The 18,690-nt window shown below is 72.8% G+C and carries 17 protein-coding genes; 2 read left to right on the top strand and 15 right to left on the bottom strand.

From position 1 onward, the window contains the following. Nucleotides 1-15 precede the first annotated feature (15 nt). From WFG93_RS09545 to WFG93_RS09525, 5 genes are all read right to left on the bottom strand, one after another. A complete protein-coding gene (locus tag WFG93_RS09545) occupies nucleotides 16-474 on the bottom strand; it encodes a hypothetical protein (protein ID WP_336646116.1) in 459 nt (152 codons plus the stop codon). Then, on the bottom strand, nucleotides 471-2,918 hold the full coding sequence (locus WFG93_RS09540) for a molybdopterin oxidoreductase family protein (protein ID WP_336646115.1): 2,448 nt from the start codon (nucleotides 2,916-2,918) through the stop codon (nucleotides 471-473). Before WFG93_RS09540 ends, WFG93_RS09545 begins: the two co-directional genes overlap by 4 nt. A gap of 71 nt (nucleotides 2,919-2,989) precedes the next feature. Then, nucleotides 2,990-3,898 carry a 3-methyladenine DNA glycosylase gene (locus WFG93_RS09535; protein ID WP_336646114.1) on the bottom strand — a complete coding sequence of 303 codons (909 nt, stop codon included), beginning with the start codon at nucleotides 3,896-3,898 and terminating at the stop codon, nucleotides 2,990-2,992. A 30-nt stretch (nucleotides 3,899-3,928) separates the two neighbouring features. Next, nucleotides 3,929-4,954, bottom strand: coding sequence for an App1 family protein (locus WFG93_RS09530; protein ID WP_336646113.1), 1,026 nt, complete (start codon nucleotides 4,952-4,954; stop codon nucleotides 3,929-3,931). A 13-nt stretch (nucleotides 4,955-4,967) separates the two neighbouring features. Then, the gene (locus WFG93_RS09525; protein ID WP_336646112.1) at nucleotides 4,968-5,663 is read right to left on the bottom strand and encodes a DedA family protein; all 696 of its coding nucleotides are present in this window, start codon (nucleotides 5,661-5,663) and stop codon (nucleotides 4,968-4,970) included. A gap of 40 nt (nucleotides 5,664-5,703) precedes the next feature. On the opposite strand from WFG93_RS09525, the gene WFG93_RS09520 reads away from it, so the two are divergent. After that, the gene (locus tag WFG93_RS09520) at nucleotides 5,704-7,134 is read left to right on the top strand and encodes an anthranilate synthase component I family protein (RefSeq protein ID WP_336646111.1); all 1,431 of its coding nucleotides are present in this window, start codon (nucleotides 5,704-5,706) and stop codon (nucleotides 7,132-7,134) included. 3 nt (nucleotides 7,135-7,137) lie between these two features. Here the strand turns inward: WFG93_RS09520 and WFG93_RS09515 are convergent, their stop codons facing one another. From WFG93_RS09515 to WFG93_RS09500, 4 genes are read right to left on the bottom strand one after another with little or no spacing between them, the layout of a single operon-like run. Next, complete coding sequence (locus tag WFG93_RS09515; RefSeq protein ID WP_336646110.1) at nucleotides 7,138-7,338, bottom strand: DUF2795 domain-containing protein; 201 nt, start codon at nucleotides 7,336-7,338, stop codon at nucleotides 7,138-7,140. After that, nucleotides 7,244-8,278: a glycosyltransferase family 2 protein gene (locus WFG93_RS09510; protein WP_336646109.1), complete on the bottom strand. Its 1,035-nt coding sequence runs from the start codon at nucleotides 8,276-8,278 to the stop codon at nucleotides 7,244-7,246. Before WFG93_RS09510 ends, WFG93_RS09515 begins: the two co-directional genes overlap by 95 nt. Beyond that, nucleotides 8,278-9,735 carry a D-glycero-beta-D-manno-heptose 1-phosphate adenylyltransferase gene (gene rfaE2, locus WFG93_RS09505; RefSeq protein ID WP_336646108.1) on the bottom strand — a complete coding sequence of 486 codons (1,458 nt, stop codon included), beginning with the start codon at nucleotides 9,733-9,735 and terminating at the stop codon, nucleotides 8,278-8,280. The genes WFG93_RS09510 and rfaE2 (WFG93_RS09505) overlap by 1 nt, the downstream gene beginning before the upstream one ends. Next, a complete protein-coding gene (locus tag WFG93_RS09500) occupies nucleotides 9,732-11,120 on the bottom strand; it encodes an aldehyde dehydrogenase family protein (protein WP_336646107.1) in 1,389 nt (462 codons plus the stop codon). The genes rfaE2 (WFG93_RS09505) and WFG93_RS09500 overlap by 4 nt, the downstream gene beginning before the upstream one ends. Before the next feature lie 205 nt (nucleotides 11,121-11,325). On the opposite strand from WFG93_RS09500, the gene WFG93_RS09495 reads away from it, so the two are divergent. Beyond that, nucleotides 11,326-12,507, top strand: a complete 1,182-nt coding sequence (locus WFG93_RS09495; RefSeq protein ID WP_336646106.1) for a glycosyltransferase family 9 protein — start codon at nucleotides 11,326-11,328, stop codon at nucleotides 12,505-12,507. A 1-nt stretch (nucleotide 12,508) separates the two neighbouring features. Here WFG93_RS09495 and WFG93_RS09490 read toward each other — a convergent pair whose 3' ends face one another. The 6 genes from WFG93_RS09490 to WFG93_RS09465 form a co-directional block, all read right to left on the bottom strand. Beyond that, nucleotides 12,509-13,216 (bottom strand): SDR family oxidoreductase, encoded by a 708-nt coding sequence (locus WFG93_RS09490; protein ID WP_336646105.1) that lies wholly within the window; start codon nucleotides 13,214-13,216, stop codon nucleotides 12,509-12,511. Between the two features lie 116 nt (nucleotides 13,217-13,332). Beyond that, a complete protein-coding gene (gene rfaE2, locus WFG93_RS09485; RefSeq protein WP_336646104.1) occupies nucleotides 13,333-14,727 on the bottom strand; it encodes a D-glycero-beta-D-manno-heptose 1-phosphate adenylyltransferase in 1,395 nt (464 codons plus the stop codon). Beyond that, nucleotides 14,724-15,344: a D-sedoheptulose-7-phosphate isomerase gene (locus WFG93_RS09480; protein ID WP_336646103.1), complete on the bottom strand. Its 621-nt coding sequence runs from the start codon at nucleotides 15,342-15,344 to the stop codon at nucleotides 14,724-14,726. The genes rfaE2 (WFG93_RS09485) and WFG93_RS09480 overlap by 4 nt, the downstream gene beginning before the upstream one ends. After that, complete coding sequence (locus WFG93_RS09475; RefSeq protein WP_336646102.1) at nucleotides 15,341-16,588, bottom strand: glycosyltransferase; 1,248 nt, start codon at nucleotides 16,586-16,588, stop codon at nucleotides 15,341-15,343. The genes WFG93_RS09480 and WFG93_RS09475 overlap by 4 nt, the downstream gene beginning before the upstream one ends. Beyond that, the gene (locus tag WFG93_RS09470) at nucleotides 16,588-17,613 is read right to left on the bottom strand and encodes a glycosyltransferase (protein WP_336646101.1); all 1,026 of its coding nucleotides are present in this window, start codon (nucleotides 17,611-17,613) and stop codon (nucleotides 16,588-16,590) included. Before WFG93_RS09470 ends, WFG93_RS09475 begins: the two co-directional genes overlap by 1 nt. Next, the gene (locus WFG93_RS09465; protein ID WP_336646305.1) at nucleotides 17,610-18,665 is read right to left on the bottom strand and encodes a glycosyltransferase family 9 protein; all 1,056 of its coding nucleotides are present in this window, start codon (nucleotides 18,663-18,665) and stop codon (nucleotides 17,610-17,612) included. The genes WFG93_RS09470 and WFG93_RS09465 overlap by 4 nt, the downstream gene beginning before the upstream one ends. Between the last annotated feature and the right edge of the window lie 25 nt (nucleotides 18,666-18,690).

Raw genomic sequence — 18,690 nt, 5'->3', positions numbered from 1 at the left:
ACACCGGACTGCCGCTCACCGCGCGGCGATCAGCGCCTGCGGGGCGGCCTGCTTCGCTCGGGTGCTGAGCCAGGCCACCTGCACCGACGTCTGCTCAGAGCAGGTGCCGATGATCCTCAGCAGCTCCTCATCCCGCAGCGCCAGGGCGGCCTGCCGCACCAGCGTGTACGTCATCTCCACCATCGTCGCCAGCAGGTGCAGATCCTGCAGGTCGCGCAGCATCCCCAGCGGTCCCTCCCGCGACTCCGACATCTCCGCGGCGTGCAGGCGCTCCGGCTCGTCGTCGGGCTGCTCGCCGTAGCGGTCGACGATCGGCTTCAGCAGGCGCTCGTGCTCATCGCACTGGTCGGCGAGGGTGTGGCAGAGCATGTAGATGTCGGGCTCGTCGCCGTGCGCGTCGGCGACCGTGCGAAATGATGACGACAGCACGGCCTCCGCCCTCTGCAGCATGCCGAGATACACCGGGAACTTCATGACATCACCTCCTCGTGCACCTGCGCGTCGTGCCCGCCCGTGGTGGGGGGAGCAGAGCTCGGGTCAGCGGGCCGCGACGCGGTGGTGGTCGGTGCGGGAGCGGGGCCGACCGCATCCGCCACCCGGCGCACCTGCACGGCCGTGTTCTTGAACAGTGGCTGCTTCGAGACCGGGTCCCACTCGGTCATCGTCAGCTCGTTCGCCATGGTCGGCGGCGAATCCGGCTGCTGTCCCAGCGCCTCACGATCCCAGTAGCCGTAGTGGAAGGGGGCGAACACGACGCCCGGCATGACGTCGCCGACCCGCGCCGGCACCACGATCTCGCCGCGGCGCGAGCGCACGCTGATGACGTCGCCCTCCGCGATGCCCAGCCGCTCGGCGTCGACCGTGGAGATCTCCGCCCACGCGGCAGGCGCTGCACGGCGCAGCTGCGTGCTGCGCGCCGTCTTCGTCCGCGTGTGGAACTGGTACGCCGTGCGTCCGGTGGTGTACCGCAGCGGATACTCCTGGTCGGGCTCCTCGGGCGCCGCGACGTACGGCGCCGATTTCAGGATGGCGCGCCCGTTCACCTCCAGTGCGCGGTACTTCACCGGCCCGACGGTCGCACCGGTCAGCAGATCGTGTCCGTAGGTCTCGCATCGCTCCACATGGGTGGGGAAGTCGGCATCCGCGTAGAGCCGCTTCGTCCCCTCCGGGTTGTCCTCGCTGCACGGCCACGGGATGCCGCTGCCGCCGCGCAGCCGCTCGTAGCTGAGCCCGGTGTAGTCGCAGAGCTTGCCGCGGGTGCACTCCCGCCAGGCGTTGAACGCGTCCTCCGGCCCGCTCCAGTCCAGCAGCGGCCGTCCGTCGTCCCGGCGCAGATCCATCCGGCGCGCGTAGTCGAGGAAGATGTCCAGATCGCTCTTCGCCTCGCCCGGAGGCTCCACGGCCTTGTCGGCGAGGTGCACGGTGCGGTTGACGTTGGTGAAGGTGCCCTGCTTCTCGCCCCACCCGGCGGCCGGCAGCACGACGTCGGCGAAGCGCGCGGTCTCGGTGAGATACAGGTCCTGCACGACGAGGAACAGGTCGTCTTTGCCCAGGATGCGCCGGATCCGCGCGGCCTCGGGCATCGACACCGCGGGGTTCGTGGCCGACACCCACAGCAGCTGGATGCTGCCCTGCTCGGCATAGCGGAAGATCTGCATCGCGTGCGTGGGTGGTGACCAGTGCGGGATCTTGTCGGGGTGCACGCCCCACAGCTGCGCCAGCTCGGCGATGTGATCGGGGTTCTCCCAGTTGCGGAACCCCGGCAGGTCGCCGTCCGCGCCGGCCTCCCTGGTGTTCTGTGCGGTCGGCTGACCGTTCATCTGCAGGATGCCGTTGCCGGGCGTGCCGAGCTTGCCGCGCAGCAGATGCAGGTTGTTGACCTGACAGGATGCCGCGGTGGCCTGCGACGACTGGTAGAAGCCCTGCAGGACGGTGGAGAGCACCCGCTCGGTGGTGCCGAAGATCTCTGCGGCGCGGCGGACGTCGGCCGCATCGACCCCGCAGGTCTCGGCGACCGCTTCGGGGGTCCATCGCTGGACGGTGTCTCGCAGCTCGTCGACGCCGATCGTGTGCGCGTCGATGTAGTCCTGATCGATCCAGCCGTTGACGAAGAGCTCGCGGACGAGCCCGTGCATGAGGGCGAGGTTGGTGCCCGGCCGCACCGCCAGATGCACGTCGGCGTGGCGGGCGACCTCGGTGTCGCGCGGATCCACGCACACCAGCAGGGGGCGGTCCGGTCCGGCGAGCCGATCCAGCACCCGCGCCCACAGCACGGTCTGCGTCTCGGCCATGTTGTGCCCGTAGAGGAACATCGCATCGCAGTCGTCGATGTCCTCGTAGCTGCCGGGCTGTCCGTCCGAGCCGAAGCTCTCCTTCATGGCCGCCGCCGACGTCGCCGTGCACAGCCGGGTGTTGCCGTCCATGTGCGGCGTGCCCAGTCCCGCCTTTCCGATCACTCCCAGCGCGTAGTACTCCTCGAGGAAGAGCTGCCCGCTGGTGTAGAAGCCGTGGCTGAGCGGTCCCACCTCATCCAGCAGGGCGCGGCTGCGATCGACGATCGCGTTCATCGCGGTGTCCCAGTCGGTGGGCACCAGCTCGCCGTCACGGCGGATCAGCGGCTGGGTCAGCCGGTCGCGATTGCGCACGCCCTGCCAGCTGCCGAACAGCCCCTTCGGTCCGAGTCGGCCGTGATTGACCGAGTCGACCGCGCGCCCGCGGATGCCGACCATCTCGCCGTCCTTGACGGCGATGTCGCATGCGCATCCGTTGCTGCACAGCACGCACGCGGCCTGCACCCAGCGCTCCACATCGGCGTCGCTCACCCCCTCGGCGAGCTTCTGATCCACCCGCACCGGCCAGGCGGCGCCGCGCGCGAACGGGGTGCGCGTTCCCCAGATGTCAGCAATGCGATCGACCATGCTGCCGCACCATACTCGCGGACGCGCGCCCACTCGACGGGGGTTGACTCGGCCCGCCGGGTGGCGGAGGATCAGCCGAGCGCGCGGTCCGCCGCGGAAGGGGAGGACGGGGTTCCCAGCCAGGCCCGCAGCATCCGCTCGCGCAGCAGCGCGCCCCGCTCGGCGAACACCCGCTGACGGCGCACGTACTCGGCCTTGCCCTCGGTCGTCTCGATGCGCACGGGCTGCACGTCCCACGCGGACAGGTCGTAGGGGGCTGCCGCCATGTCGAGGCGGCGGATGTCCGCAGCCAGCTCGAACGTGTCCAGCAGCACCTCGCCGGGGATGAGCGGTGCGAGCTTGAGCGCCCACTTGTACAGATCCATCCCGGCGTGCAGGCATCCCGGCTGTTCGCGCTCCGGCTGCGATTCGCGAGTGAGCGTCTCGCGGTTGCGGGGCACGGCATCGGCGGTGAAGAAGCGGTACGCGTCGAAGTGCGTGCAGCGCAGCTCACTGGCCTCGACGACCGCATCCGTTCCCGCGCGGCCCAGGCGCAACGGCACCGCATGGCGATGCTCCGCGCTGCGGTACACCATCGCCCACTCGTGCAGGCCGAAGCAGCCGAACTGGGCCGGGCGTGCGGCGGTGCGTCGCAGCATCCGCTCGATCAGGTCGGCGAGCTGCGGCTTCTCGGCCCGGAACGCCGCGGCATCCGGCATCCACGCGTCTGCCTCGGGGGCGGGGGAGTACCAGCGCCACTGCGCGCGCTCCGGCGCGTCCTGCAGCACCACCCCGGCCCCCGGATGCCAGCGGCGCAGCTGCGCGGGCTTGTAGGAGTAGTACGTGAACAGGAAGTCCTCGACGGGATGCTTCTCGCCGCGCTGCGCACGATCACGGTGCGCGGCGGTCAGCCGGTCGGCGCGTACCGCGTGCGCCTCGGCGCGCGCCGTCCACTGGGCGCGTGAGAGCACGACGGTCCGGTCGGTCACACCTGTGCTCATGACGGGTCTGTACTCATGACGGATCTGTGCTCATGACGGATCATCGAGCAGGCCGACCTCGGTGAGGCGCTCGCGCAGACCGGCGCCGTCCTCCGCACTCACCCACGGGACGCCGCCTTCGGCGTGCTCACCCGTCGCCCGCCCGCCGGCGAGAACAGCCTCCGCGGGCAGCAGCCGTCGGATGGCGACCCCGGCCACGGACGACGGATGCTCCTGCTCGAACTGCGAGTAGATGGCCTCGTCGTGCTGGCCGTCGTCGCCGATCAGCAGCCACCTCACGTGCGGGAACTCCTCGGCCAGGCGGCGCAGGTTGCCGGTCTTGTGCGCCTGCCCGCTGCGGAACCACCGGTCGTGAGTGGGTCCCCAATCGGTGAGCAGCATGGCCCCGGCGGGGAAGAGATGCCGGCTGAGGAAGCGGCGCAGTGTGGGCGCCACGTTCCACGCTCCAGTGGACAGGTACACCATGGGCGCTCCCGGGTGGTCGCGGCGCAGCTGCTCGAGCAGCACGGCCATGCCCGGCACCGGCGTGCGGGCGTGCTCGTCGAGCACGAAGGAGTTCCACGCCGCGACGAACGGCCGCGGCAGCGCGGTGACCATCACGGTGTCGTCGACGTCGCAGACCACGCCGAAATCGACGTCGTCGGCGACGATGAAGACGCTCGCCTCGACGGGCTGCTGACCCTCGACGGCCATCGTGAAGGTCTGCCAGCCCGGGGTCATCTCGGCCTCGACGACCGTGTCGATCACCCCGCCGCGGTCGGCCACGACGGTGTGCGTGCGACCGCCGATCTCGACGACGACGGAGGCGAAGCTGACCGGGATGCTGACGAACGCCCGCCACCCGCGCACACTGCCCTCACCGCGACTGTTCTTCAGCGGAGGCGGGACGATCAGCGCGCGACCCACGACGCGCACCCAGCGGGTGCTGCCGTAGGCAGGGAACGGAACCGCGGTCGCCGAACGTCCACGTCGCCGGGCGCGTCGCTCGCGCCAGACGTGGATGCGGTGTTCGAGTCGTGCGAACCAGTGGATCTTGGCCGGGGAGGCAGGAGACATCGCCCCCAGTCTTTCACGGTTCGCTGTGCGGCTCACCCCCGAGCGCGGCGTCATCGTCGGCGTCGCCGACACCGCGGGCCATGTGCCGCTCCTCCCGGCGCGCGAGAAGCTTCTTGCCGCCCAGCAGCACCAGCAGCAGCAGCACGATCAGACCGACGAACAGGTAGCCGGCGTAGTGCACGCGCTGGGACAGCTCGCGGTAGTTGCCCGCAGCGGTGCCCGCGATGCCCACGTAGATTCCCGCCCAGAGCGCGCAGGCGGGCAGCGTCCACGCGATGAAGCGGCGGTATGCGTAGCCGCTCATGCCCACAGTGAGCGGCACCAGCGAATGCAGCACCGGCAGGAAGCGCGACAGGAAGATCGCCACGCCACCGCGGCGGAGCAGGTAGCGCTCGGAACGCTGCCAATGCCGCTCACCGATGCGCCTTCCCAGCCAGGAGGTGCGGATATACGGTCCCGCCCAGCGGCCCAGCCAGAAGCCGACCGATTCGCCGGCGAGCGCGCCGAGCACGACGGTGACGCCGAGGGCGATGCCCTCGACCCAGTTCGTGACGCCGATGGCGGCGACCAGCACGATCGTGTCGCCGGGGACGATGAGGCCGATCAGGATGCTGGTCTCGAGCATGATCGCGACGCCCGCGAGCACCGTGCGCAGCACCGGATCGACGGACTGCACCGCCTCGATGATCCAGAGCACGACGTCGTTCACCCCATGAGCGTAAAGCCTCACCGCCCGCTACCCTGTGAAGGTGCCCGCACCTCTTCCGCTGCTGCCCATCCCGCTCAGTGGACGTCCATCCACGCCGGTGGATGTCGAGACGCTGTTCCTGCGTCTGTTCGCCGCGTCGCCGGCCGCGTTCTGGCTGGATGCCGGCCCGGATGCCGTGGACGGCTGGAGCATCCTGGGCGATGGAGCGGTCGAGACCGACGCGGATGCCGTTCGGGCCGTGCCGCTTCACCCGGCGGCCGCCGCCGAGCGCCCCGCGGTCGTCCCCGCAGACGAGCCGGGGGAGGCGGAGCGGCCCCCGTTCACGGGTGGATGGGTGGGCTGGCTGGACTACGAATCCGGGGCCGAGCGCGCGGGGGCGCCCGTGCACTCCCCGGCGCCGGCGAACGCCGCGAACGGCACCGGCGTCGCGGATGCCGTGGAGAGCCCGGACCGGCCGGCGTGGATCGTCGTGCAGCGCGCGGTCGCCGTCGATCACGCTGGGGGGCGCGTGTTCGCGCTGGCCCCCGAAGGTGCGGGCGAGCACTGGTGCCGGGAGGTCGCGGCGGCGCTCGCCGACGGCATCCGCCCTGCCGCGCCCGAGCCCCTTCACGACCCGCCGGTATCGGCGATCGCACGGCACCGCGTGCCGGACTACCTCGAGCTGATCGAGCGTTGCCGGGCGGCGATCGCGCGCGGCGACGCCTACCAGCTCTGTCTCACCACGCGCTTCCGCACCGCGCGGCCGACTCGGCCGCTGGATGTCTACCGGCGCGTGCGAGCGGCCACGCCTGCCCATCACGGCGGCCTGCTGCGCGTCGGCGAGCGCTGGCTGCTCAGCGCCAGCCCCGAGCAGTTCCTCAGCGTCGGCGAGGGAGAGGTGCGCACCAGTCCGATCAAGGGCACCCGACCCCGCAGCGCGAGCACGGCTGAGGACGCGCGTCTGGCGGCCGAGCTGCAGGCCGACGTGAAGGAGCGCGCGGAGAACGTGATGATCGTCGACCTCATGCGCAACGACCTCTCCCGCGTCTGCCGCCCCGGCAGCGTGCAGGTGCCGCGCCTGTGGGAGGTGCAGAGCTACCCGGCCGTGCATCAGCTGGTGAGCACGGTCAGCGGCCGGCTGCGCGACGGCATCCGCTTCGGCGAGCTGTGCGATGCGACCTTTCCGGCGGGCAGCATGACCGGCGCGCCGAAGCTCTCGGCCATGACGATCCTGCACGCGCTGGAGGGCGCACCGCGCGGGGTGTACTCGGGGTGCTTCGGCTTCGTCGGTGTGGACGGGCGGGTGGATCTCGCGATGGTGATCCGCTCGATCGTGGTCGACGCCGAAGGTGCCTGGGTCGGCGCCGGCGGCGGGATCACCTGGCTGTCCCAGCCGCACGCCGAGGCGGCGGAGGTCGCGACGAAGGCCCGCGCCCCGCTGGCGGCGCTGGGCGCGAGCCTTCCTGCGGCCTGGGCCGCGCTCGACGACTGACGCTCAGTCGTTCTTGCCGGCGACGGCCTCGCTCACACCGGTCGGACCGTCGTACTCCCGGTCGGCGATGCCGTTCAGCGCGTCGAGGACCGCGTCGTCCGCGCCCGAGTCACGCGCGGATGCGATGATGTCGTCCTTGCTCGCGGGGTAGTCGATGCCGCCCAGGAACTTCTGGATCTGGATCGGATTGGGCTTGTCGCTCATGACTGCTTCCTTTCTCTTGCGTGCCGATCCCGGACGGGCCCGGCGACGTGCCATCGGGATCGAGGAGGACCTCCCTCGCCTCGACCCTGCGGTCGACGATGGTGGTGGGCGCTTCGAGGTGCACGGCGGCGCTGGGCAGGATGCCGGCCCCGCCGAAGCGCTCCATGACGCGCCACTGCGCGACGACGTCCTCACCGGCGTGCTGCGGCGGCAGCCGCGACCAGAACTCGAAGCCGCCGACCGCGAGCAGGGCGTCGCGCTCGAACAGCACGCAACCCCCGCACCAGGCGATGCGGTAGGCGAGGCGGGCGTCGTCGTCGAGTCCGAGCACGGCGGCCTGGTGCGCGACGTTCGCGGCGTTGTGCAGCGGCCAGCGCTCGAACGCGGGGCTGCCGCGGCGGACGGTCTCGGCTTCCACGCGGCCGTGCCAGCCGCTGAACGCGTGCCGCTCCTCGGGGCGATCGTCGTCGAGGTACGACAGGCCCTGCACGGCGTAGCCAACCAGGCCGCAGCGCTGCTCGCTCAGCGCCTCGTGCAGTCGCTGGAGCGCGCCCGGCTCGAGCCACACGTCATCGTCGAGGAAGAGCACGCGCGGGGCGCTCGCCTGATCGAGCAGGAACTGCCGTTGCTCGGCCATGCCCCGTCGGGGAAGGTGGCGGTGCACCTGCACCGCGCGTCCCTGCGCGCCCAGCACGCGGATCATCGCCTGCACGGCGGGGGCGTCGGTGCCGGGCGTGCCGTGCGACTGGTCGCTGATGACGACACGGAAGGCGGGATCGTCCTGCGCGGCCAGGCCGGCGAGGGTGACTGCGAGTTCCGCGCTGCGCCCCGCGGTGGGGATCAGCACGTCGACCGCTGCCGGTGGCGGGTCGGCAGGCACGGCCCAGTGCGCGGCGCCGCGCCTGCTGCGCCGTCGAGCGGATGCCGCGGGGGTGCTCATCAGTTCCGCTGAGCCGACCGGATGCGGCCGATGATCTGCGTGGTCGAGTGATCGGACACGTAGTCGAGGATCTCGATGCGCCCGCCCACGGCGGCGACATCCGGTGCCTCGGGGAGCATGCCGGGGGTGTAGTCGCCGCCCTTGGCGTACACGTCGGGGCGCAGCCGCCGGATCAGCGCGCGCGGGGTGTCCTCCTCGAACACGGTCACGTAGTCGACGCACGACAGCTCGGCCAGCAGCTGAGCTCTGTCGACGGCGGGGTTCACGGGGCGATCCGGCCCTTTCAGCCGGCGCACCGAGTCATCGCCGTTCACGGCCACCACGAGCACGTCACCCAGCTCGCGCGCCTGGCGGAGATAGCTCGTGTGCCCGCGGTGCAGCACGTCGAAGCATCCGTTGGTGAACACGATGCGCGCCCCCGCGGCGCGGTGCTCCTCCAGCCGCGCGAACAGCTCGTCCGCGTCGAGGGCGGCGCCGGTGGTGCGCGAGGCCCAGGCGCCCAGCTGCTCGAGCGAGCAGGTGCAGGTGCCGGGCGTGCGCACGGCCACATCCGCCGCCTGCTGCGCGAACTCCAGCGCCTTCGGCGCCGTCGAGCCGGCGGCCCTGGCCACCGTGAAGGCGGCGACGAAGACATCGCCCGCGCCGGAGGCCTGCTTCTCCGGGGTCGGATGCGCGTGTGTGCGGTGCATGCGGCCATCGGCGTCGAGCAGCACCGCGCCGCTGCTGTCGAGGGTGACGATCGCCCTCTCCGCCCCGGATGCCGCGAGGATCTGCGACGCGTGGGTGCCGACGGCGTCCACACGCGCCTCGCCCTCGCCGAGCGATGCGCCCAGAAGCCGCTCGGTCTCGGCGCTGTTGGGTGTGATGACGTCAGGAGTCGTGGCGCCCCAGCGCCGCACGTCGTGCGCGTCGACGACGCGCACCGGCGGACGCGGCATGCCGGCCAGAGCCTGCACGATCTCGTCGGTGAGGGCGGAGCCGTAGTCGCAGATCAACTGCGCGTCGGCGTTCGCACTGGCCTCGCGCACGTCGGTCAGAAAGGCCTGCAGAGCCGGACCCGACCACGACGCGGGGCGGGTCTCGTCCACTCGCAGCAGCAGCTGACCACCCGCGCTCACCCGCACTTTTGTGATCGTGTGCGCCTCGGGCACCGGCCGCAGCCGGGTCACATCGACACCGGCATCCGCGAGGGCCCGGCGCACCTCCTCCCCGGCGGCGTCGGCGCCCACCGTCCCGACCGCCCGCACCCGTGCCCCGAGCCGAGCCGCGTTCAGCGCGGTGTTGGCGGCTCCGCCCGGCGCGGCCCGGCGCTCGACGACGTCGACGACGGGTGCGGGTGCCTCGCGCGCGATGCGCTCGATCTCGCCTGTCCACCATTCGTCGAGCAGGAAGTCGCCGAGGACCGTCACGAGCGGGCGCGCCGCCCCGATCCGCGCGATCTGCTCCGCGGCGCTCATGCCCGCACCGCCGCTTCGAAGTGGATGACCTTGGTGTGCGTCATCTCGTCGAGAAGCTCGGGGCCGTACCCGTAGCCGGCGCCGCTGCGCCCGCGCGGCTGCGCGGCGCCGCCCGGCGCTCCGCCGAACACGGCGTTGATCTTCACCGTTCCCACCGGCAGCACCTCGGCCGCACGCAGCGCGTGCGCGGTGTCGGCGGTGAGCACGGTCGCCGCGAGCCCGTGCTCGTCGCGGCGCGCCAGTTCGAGCGCGTGCTCGAAGTCGTCCACGGCCACCACCGCCGCGACCGGGCCGAACGTCTCCTCGTGCAGCACGCGCATCCCCGGGGCACAGTCGGCGAGCACGGTGGCGGGGTAGTGGCTGCCCGCCCCCTCCGGCACCTGACCGCCGGTGAGCAGTCGGGCGCCCTGCGCCACCGCATCCGTGACGTGCGCGTGCACGTGCGCGCGCATGCGCTCATCCACGAGCGGCGCGAGCGCACTCTCGCCGCTGTGCAGCGACTCCGCCTCGCGCACCAGTGCGGCGAGGAAGGCGTCGACGATGCCGCGGTGCGCGAAGATGCGCTCCACAGCCGTGCAGATCTGCCCGCTGTTGGTGAATGCGCCGCGTGCGGCTTGCGCGGCAGCCCACTCGGCGTCCACGTCGTCATCGACGATGAGGGCGTCGTTGCCGCCGTTCTCGCGGATGAGGTGCGCGCCGGTCAGCGCGACCGCCCGCGCGATGCGCTCCCCGGCGAGGGTCGAGCCGACATGCGCCACCACTGCGACGTCCGGGCAGCTGACCAGCACCTCGCCGACCTCCGCCCCGCCGGTGACGGTGCTCAGCACCCCCGGCGGCAGCGCGGACTGCAGCACCTCGCCCAGCAGCGCGCCCAGATGCGGGCAACGCTCGCTGGGCTTGTGCACGACGGTGTTGCCGGTCGCCAGGGCAGCGCCGATGAGCCCCGCGCTCACGGCGACCGGATCGTTCCACGGCGTGACCACGGCAGCCACTCCGCGCGGCTCGGGGCGCATGACATCCATCGCGTCGGCCGCGCCCAGCAGGCTGCGCCCGCGGTGCAGGGCGGCGAGCTCGGCCTGCTCGCGCAGCGTGCCGACGGCGGCATGCACGCCGCCCAGCGACTGCTCGCGGCGTCGTCCGGTCTCGCGCTGCTCGATGTCGGCGAGCTCCTCGGCCCGCTGCTCGAGCAGCGCCGCCGCGTGGCGCAGCGCCGCGCCCCGCTCGCCGGCGGGGGTGCGCGCCCAGGTCGGGGCGGTGTCCACGGCCGTCCGCACGGCCGCACGCACCTCCTCCGGCTCCGCGGCGACGAGTGTGCCGACCAGGGAGCCGTCGCGCGGGTCGGTGATGGTGATCTCGGTGTCCGTGCCGATCATCGTGTCGAACATCGTCGCAGCCTCTCGTCGCCGGGGTCGTCCCGTGCGGATCGTTTCTCATCCGGTCAATCGCCTTGTCCGGTCACCTGCCCCCTACCCATCGCACGCGCGGTTCACACCTGCTTCGCCGAGGGGGTTTGCGGATCCGAGCGTGCGGGGACTGGGGGAGGGAAGCGGCTGCGCGACTCGCGGCGACTTCACCTGACAGGAGGAGACCATGACGGCATCCGCGAACGCGGCACCGGCACCGGCATTCGCACCGGACCAGCACCCGGCCGGCCAGGCGGTCATCGCACCGCTGAGCCCGCGGTTCCGCGGTGTGCAGCGCATCGCGGTGCTGCGCGCAGGAGGCCTGGGTGACCTGCTCTTCGCGATGCCTGCCATGCAGGCGCTCGCCGCCGCATACCCCGAGGCGGAGGTGACCCTGCTGGGAACGGCGCTGGCCGAGCGCCTCCTGCAGGGGCGCCCGGGGGCGCCGCACCGCATCCGGGTGCTGCCGTGCGTGCCGGGAGTGGGCGCGTCGGCGCAGGCGGATGCCGATGAGCAGGCCATCGCGGCGTTCCTCGCCGACTGCCGGGCCGACGGCTTCGACCTCGCCGTGCAGGTGCACGGCGGGGGTCGCTTCTCGAATCCGTTCCTGCAGGCGCTGGGCGCGCGTCACACGGTGGGCACGCGCACACCGGATGCCGCAGAGCTGGAGCGCTCGCTGGAGTACGTGTACTACCAGCACGAGGTGCTGCGAGCGCTGGAGGTGGCGGGCCTCGCCGGCGCCGCGCCCGTGGTGCTCGAGCCGACGATCGCACTGACCCCGGCGGAGTCTGACCTCGCCGCGCAGTACCGTTCGGGCGGGGAACCGCTCGTGGTGTTGCATCCCGGTGCCACCGACCCGCGCCGGCGCTGGCCGACCGAGCGCTTCGCCGCCGTCGCTGCGGCGCTGGCGGCGCAGGCCGCGCGCGTGGTGCTGGTGGGCGACGGCGAGGACGTCGAGCTGTGCGCTCGGATCGCCGCGGGCGCCCGGGGGCCGGGAAGCGGAAGAATCGAGGACCTGTCCGGGCAGCTCACGCTGTCCGAGCTGACCGCGGTGCTCGCCGCCGCTGATGTCATGCTCGGCAACGACAGCGGACCCCGCCATCTCGCTCAGGCCGTCGGCACCCGCACCGTGTCGGTGTACTGGTTCGGCAACGTCGTCAACGCCGGTCCGCTGGGCCGTGGCCGGCACCGGGTGCACCTGTCGTGGACCACGCGCTGCCCGGTGTGCGACCGGGACTCCACCCAGGTCGGCTGGACTGCCGAGCGCTGCGAGCACGACGTCTCGTTCGTGTCGGACGTGGGATTCGAGCCGGTGCTCGAAGATGTGGTGCGGCTGCTCGCGAACGCCCGCGGCAGCCGCACCGACTGAATCACGGCCAGGAGGGCTCCTCCTCGGGGCACACGACCAGCTCGCGCACCTCGCATCCCTCGGGCTGCTGCAGCGCGAACACCACCGTGCGTGCCACATCCGACGGGTCGTTCAGCTTCGCATCCGGACCGGGCTTGTACTGCTCATCGCGATCGTCGAAGAAGCGGGTTCGCATCCCTGCGGGGATCAGGGTGGTCACCCCGATCCGTCCCCGGCTCTCGGCGGCCAGCGCGCGCGAGAAGCCGAGCACGCCGAACTTCGAGGCGCAATACGCCGTGGCGTCCGAGAGCGCGCGCAGCGCGAGCGAGGACGCGACGGTGATCACCCTGCCGTGCACTTGCTCGAGATGGGGCAGCGCGGCGCGCACGGCTGAGACCGTGCCGAGGAGGTTCACCGAGATGACCCGCTCCCACTCGTCGGCTGCGACGTCTTCGAGCCGGCCACAGCGGTCGATGCCCGCCGCGGTGACCACCGCGTCGATGCCGCCGAGCTCCTCGGCGATCTCCGCGACCGCCTGCTCGACCTGCTGGCGGTCCGACACGTCCGCGCGACGGCTGAGGGTGCCGGCGGGAACGGCCGAGACGTCGCGGTCGATCACGGCGGGCGTACCGCCGGCGGCGGCGACAGCACGCGCGACGGCTTCACCGAGGCCGGAGGCACCGCCGGTGATGACGACACGGCCGAGGGGACGGGGGTAGCTGGACTGCATGCTTGCTCTCTTTCTGTCTTCCCCTGCACGGGGCTGGTAGTGCACGGGGCTGGTAGTGCACGGGGCTGGTGGTGCACGGGGGTGGTGTGTGGTGTTGCTCCGCCGGCCGGTGAGCGTCAGATGACCGCGGCGAGTTTGGCGGCCAGCGCGGTGGTCGAGCGGCCGAGGTGGAACGGGAGGGTGAGCGTGCGACCGCCCCACGACTCCAGCAGCCGGGTCTCGGGCAGCGCCGCCGCGCTGTAGTCGCCGCCCTTCACCCAGATGTCCGGCCGGAGTCGGGCGATGACTTCTTCGGGGCTGTCCTCCTCGAAGATGACCACGGCGTCGACGCACGACAGCGCGCCGAGCAGCTCGACGCGATCGCGCTCGCCGATGAGGGGGCGCGCGCTGCCCTTCAGCCGGCGCACCGACGCGTCGGAGTTCAGGCAGACGATCAGGCAGTCGCCGAGATCCCGCGCGGCCTGCAGGGTGCGCACATGACCGGCGTGCAGCAGATCGAAGCACCCGCCGGTGGCGACGACCGTTCCGCCGCGCGCGCGCACGGCGGCGATCACGGCTCGCGCATCGCCCGACGCGGACGCCGGCGCGTTGCTGCGCTCGCCACCCGAGGCGGAGCGGGCCGCGCGGGTAGACGGCGGTGGCGCGACGAGGGCGCTCACACCGCCGGCGGCGAGGTAGGCGCCGGCGGCCGAGGCGGCCTCCCGCACGGCGAGCGCCGCATCTCCGGTGCTGCCCAGCACGACCGCGGCCGTGGCGGCGAAGCGGTCACCGGCACCGCACGGGTCGGCGTCGGTGACGTCGTCCACCTCGATGTGCAGTGGTGATCCGGCGCCCTCCTGCAGCATCGCCCCGGCCGCTCCGAGCGTGACCACCACCGCACGGCACCCCCAGCGTTCGCGCAGGGCGGCGGCCACCGCGCTCGGCTCCGCCTGCTCGGGCAGATCCGCGGCGGCGGACGCCTCCGCGGCGTTGGGGGTGACCAGCCAGGCTGCGGGCACAGGTGGCGCACCGCGCGGGTGCGGATCCCACACCAGCGGCACCCGGGCGGCACGGCGCTCGAGGGCATCCCGCAGTGCGGGATCACTCATCAGCCCCCGACCGTAGTCGGCCACCACGAGCAGCTCCGCCGCGTCCACGGCCGCCAGCATCTGGGCGGTCGCGTGCGGCGCCGGCGCCGGGTCGCATCCCTCGTCGAGTCGCCCGAACGGCTCGCCGTTGCAGCGCAGTCTGGTCTTGACCGGGGTGGGAGCACCCGACGGTCCGGCGACGAGCCGGATGCCGTCCAGGCACGCCCGCAGCGAGTCTGCGACGGCGTCGTCGGAGAGCGCGGTGACGAGTTCGACGTCGTGCCCGTCCCCGGCGAGCATGTTCGCCACGAGTCCGGCCCCGCCCGCGCGTCGGGAGCGCGAGAGCACTTCGACCACGGGAACAGGCGCGTCAGGACAGAGGCGGGAGGAGGATCCGGTCAGGTCCTCGTCGAGCAGGGTGTCGCCGACCACCGTGATCCTCATGCCGACTCCTCGGCTTTCCGGATCTGCTCGTCGAACACGCAGCACACCGCGTGGATCGCGACGAGATGGCACTCCTGCACGTGCGGCGAGGGGGCGTCGATGCAGATCGCCTCGTCGGCGAGGTCTGCGAGCGGGTTCGGGCCGGGCCCGGTGAGCGACCACACCGCAGCGCCCACCTGCCGGGCCGCCTCTGCGGCGCGCAGCAGATTCGGGCTGCGCCCGCTGGTGGAGATCAGCAGCACCACGTCGCCGGGCCGCCCATGCGCGTGCACCTGCCGGGCGAAGACCTGGTCGAAGCCGTAGTCGTTGCCGATGGCGGTGACACTGGAGCTCTCGGCGCTCAGGGCCAGGGCGGAGTAGGCCGGACGGTCGTGCTGGTATCTGCCGACCAGCTCGGCGGTGAGATGCTGCGCCTCGGCGGCGGAGCCGCCGTTGCCGGCGACCAGCAGACGCTGCCCGCTGCCCAGACGCGCGGCGAGCTCGCGCCCCCACTCCTCCAGACGCGTGACGTGCTGCTCGGTGGCGGCGATCGCCGCACGCAGTCCCTGCAGATGCTCGCGCACCGGGCCCTGGTAAGTCGCCGCCGTGCGGGGCTGATCGGTCTCGATGATGCTCACAGTGCTGCTCCTTCCGCTCGGCTCGCCGCGCGGCGAGCCTGCGCCATCCGGTAGATGCGCTCGGTCTGCGCGGCCACCCTTTCCCACGAGAAGCGGCGCTCCACATGGGCACGGCCCGCGCGGCCCCACGCCCGCCGCCGGGCCTCGTCGGCGAGCAGGTCGCGCAGCGCCGCCGCGATGGCATCCGGGTCCCGCGGGGGCACGTGCAGTCCGGTGGTGCCGTCGATGACGCTGTCGATCAGCCCGCCCACCGCTGACGCCACCACCGGGGTGCCGCACGCCATCGCCTCCAGCGGCACGATGCCGAACGGCTCGTACCAGGGCGCGCACACCACGGCATCCGCCGATCGCAGCAGGGCCGGCATCTGCTCCCTGCTCACCTGACCACGGAAGCGCACTCTGTCGGCGACGCCCAGCTGCTCGGCCAGCGCGGACAGTCGCGCGACCTCGGGGTCGACCTCCGCGGTGCCGTCGGATCCGGCGATGACGAGCTCGACGTCCTCGACGCCGCTCTCGACCAGCCCCGCCATCGCGCGCACCACCAGGTCGACTCCCTTGCGCGGCACCAGACGTCCGACGCTGAGCACCCGGAGCCGCGCGCCCTTGGGCTCGGCGTCGCCCTGCGCGCTGAAGTGCGTGAGATCGACGCCGCACGGCGCGATCGCGATGCGCGACGAGGGCACGCCGAGTGCGCGCAGCTCGAACGCCTCGTCGGAGCACGTGGCGATGACCGTGTCCGCCCGCCGGCCCACGCGCGGCTCCAGCCACTCGCGCTCGGCCGGGCTGGTGTCGGCGGGGCCCTGATGGCGTCGCTTGACGACGCCGAGCGCGTGGAAGGTGTGCAGCACCGGAGGGGCGGCGACGTCCGGCGCGTCGGCCAGAACGGCTGCCGCGTCCAGGGTCGCCAGACCCGACATCCAGAAGTGGCTGTGCGCGACGTCGGGCGGGTCGGCCCGCCAGTGCTGGGCGAGGCCGGCGGCCAGCACGGGCATGTGCGGCAGCAGGTCGTCCTTGGGCACACGGGATGCCGGACCTGCGTCGAGATGCACCACCTCGACCCTCTCGTCCAGCGGCACGCGCTCGGGCAGCGTCGAGTCGTCGCGGCGGGTGTAGACCGTGACGTCGTGACCGCGCCGCGCCAGTGCGCGCGAGAGGGCGGCGACATGCACGTTCTGCCCGCCCGCGTCGACGCTACCCGGATCGGCGAGGGGACTGGCGTGCTCGGAGACCATGGCGATCTTCATCATCGGGTTCCTTCCATGAGCGACGCCGCGGCGATCGGCCGCACCGCGGCGGCCCCGTCCCGGCGTGTGCGAGTGCGCGCGAGGTGCGCGGTGAGCTGCTCGTCGAGGACGTCGTCCCAGTCCTGCAGGAAGCGGCTCAGCCCGTAGTGCGCGAGGGCGTACTCGCGGGCGTGCGCGCCGCGCCGGCGCGCCTCGTCGGGGTCGGCCAGCAGCTGCGCCGCGGCCACGGCGAGCTCGCCGGGGTCGGCCGAGAGGGCGCCCGCCTCGGGCGGCACCGCCCGTGCCGCCTCGGTGGTCGCCAGCGCGAGCACTGGCATGCCCATCGTCATCGCCTCGAGCAGGGCCAGACCCAGCGAGGTCCAGCGGAACGGATGCAGGTAGGCGCGCCGTCTGCCCAGTTCGGCGTGCATGCGCGCGGTGGGCAGATCGCCCACGATGCGCAGTCGGCCCTCCGGCAGCGCCAGCGCGGCGGGCAGCAGGTCGGAGTCGATCCCGAATGCGTGCAGCGGGGCGACCTCGGCGAATGCCGGCAGCAGATCCGTGCCGGTCACCCGCCAGCGCCGCACCGGCTCGTTGATCACGACGCCCAGCGCCGCCAGCTCGCCGGTGTACAGCCGGCCGGGATCCGGCACGCCGTGCTCGATCACGCGGGTGGGGGCGTCGCCGTTGTCCCACACCAGGCGGTTGAAGTGGGTGACGTGCACGATCGGGATGCGGTGCTGGTCGGCCAGCGGATGCCGCTGCGCGCTGGGATGCTCCTTGGGCGTGTTGTGCTCGACGAACACGGCGGCGACGTCTCGTCCGGGCGTGCGTCCGAGCAGCCGGCCGGCCGCCTCGAACTCCGCCATGCTCTGCAGCACGACGACGTCCACATCCTGCTCGCGCAGTGCGCTCTCCGGCACCGCACGCACTCCGTCGGGCAGCCGGGGCGGCTCGTCCCCGGCGAACGGCACGATGTACTCGTGCGGTCCGCGCAGGAAGCCGTCCATCCACCCGCCGTGGACCATCCACACCATCACCCTCATGCGCTCACTCCTTCGTCTGCCATCGATCGCTCGCACCGCTCCGCCCGCTCGCGCGGCGGCGCCGGCGCTGCGCGGGATCCGCGGAGCCGGTGCACGGCGGCGACGACCTCCTCGGCCGTGACCGAGGTCAGACAGGGATGCCCGGGCACCGGGCAGTCCCGCGCTCGCGTGCCACGGCAGGCGGCGTGCTGATCACCCAGCAGCACCACCGGCACGCCGTAGGGCGCCCAGCGCACGGCCGGCACGACGGGGGAGAAGAGGCTGACGACGGGGGTCCCCGCGGCGGCGGCGAGGTGAGCGGGACCGGTGTTGCCGGAGACGAGCACGTCTGCGCCGGCGAGCACGCCCGCGAGCTGCGCCAGCGCGCACGCCCCCGTGAGGTCGATCGCCTCCGGGCACGCCGCGAGGATGGTCTGTGCCAGCTCGCGCTCGCCGGGGCCGCCGGTGATCACGACGCGGCGACCGCCGTCCACCAGCAGCCGCGCGGTGCGGGCGAACCCCTCGGCGGTCCACATCCGCGCGGGCACCGCCGCGCCCGGGTGCAGGGCCACGTAGCCCGGTCCGCCGGTGAGGTCGGACGTGTCGGGCAGCGCCCGCAGCCGCAGGTGATCATCGTCATCGCGCGGGTATCCGGCCGCCTCGGCGATCCGACGCGCCCGCTCCGGCTCGGGGAGGTCCTCGTCGAGATCCTCCCCGGGGCGCAGGCGCACATCCAGCAACGAGCCCGCGTAGTCGACCGAGGCGCCGGTGATGCGCGCGACGCCGGCCAGGCGCAGCAGCAGCGCCAGCGGGAGCGGGGACTGGTGGAAGGAGGTCAGGATGACGGCCTCGTCCACGCCGGCAGCACGCACCCGACGAACGAGCTCGTCGACAGCGCTCTGGTGCACGGGCGGCGCCGGCGCGGAGATCCACGGCGCATCCCACACGATCCGCTCGCTCACGCCGGGCAGCAGCGCGGCGGCATCCGCGCCGCGCGGTCCGCACAGCATCACCACCTCCGCCTGCTGTGCGACCGCGCGCACCGCTGGACCGCACAGCAGCACGTCTCCCATGCTGTCCAGACGCGCCACGAGCACC

Origin of the sequence: Microbacterium sp. USHLN186 (genome assembly GCF_037145155.1) — a bacterium.
In the GTDB taxonomy this organism is placed as follows: Bacteria; Actinomycetota; Actinomycetes; order Actinomycetales; family Microbacteriaceae; genus Microbacterium.
Note: the sequence above shows the minus strand (reverse complement) of the source record. Positions and strands in the feature narration are given on the sequence as shown.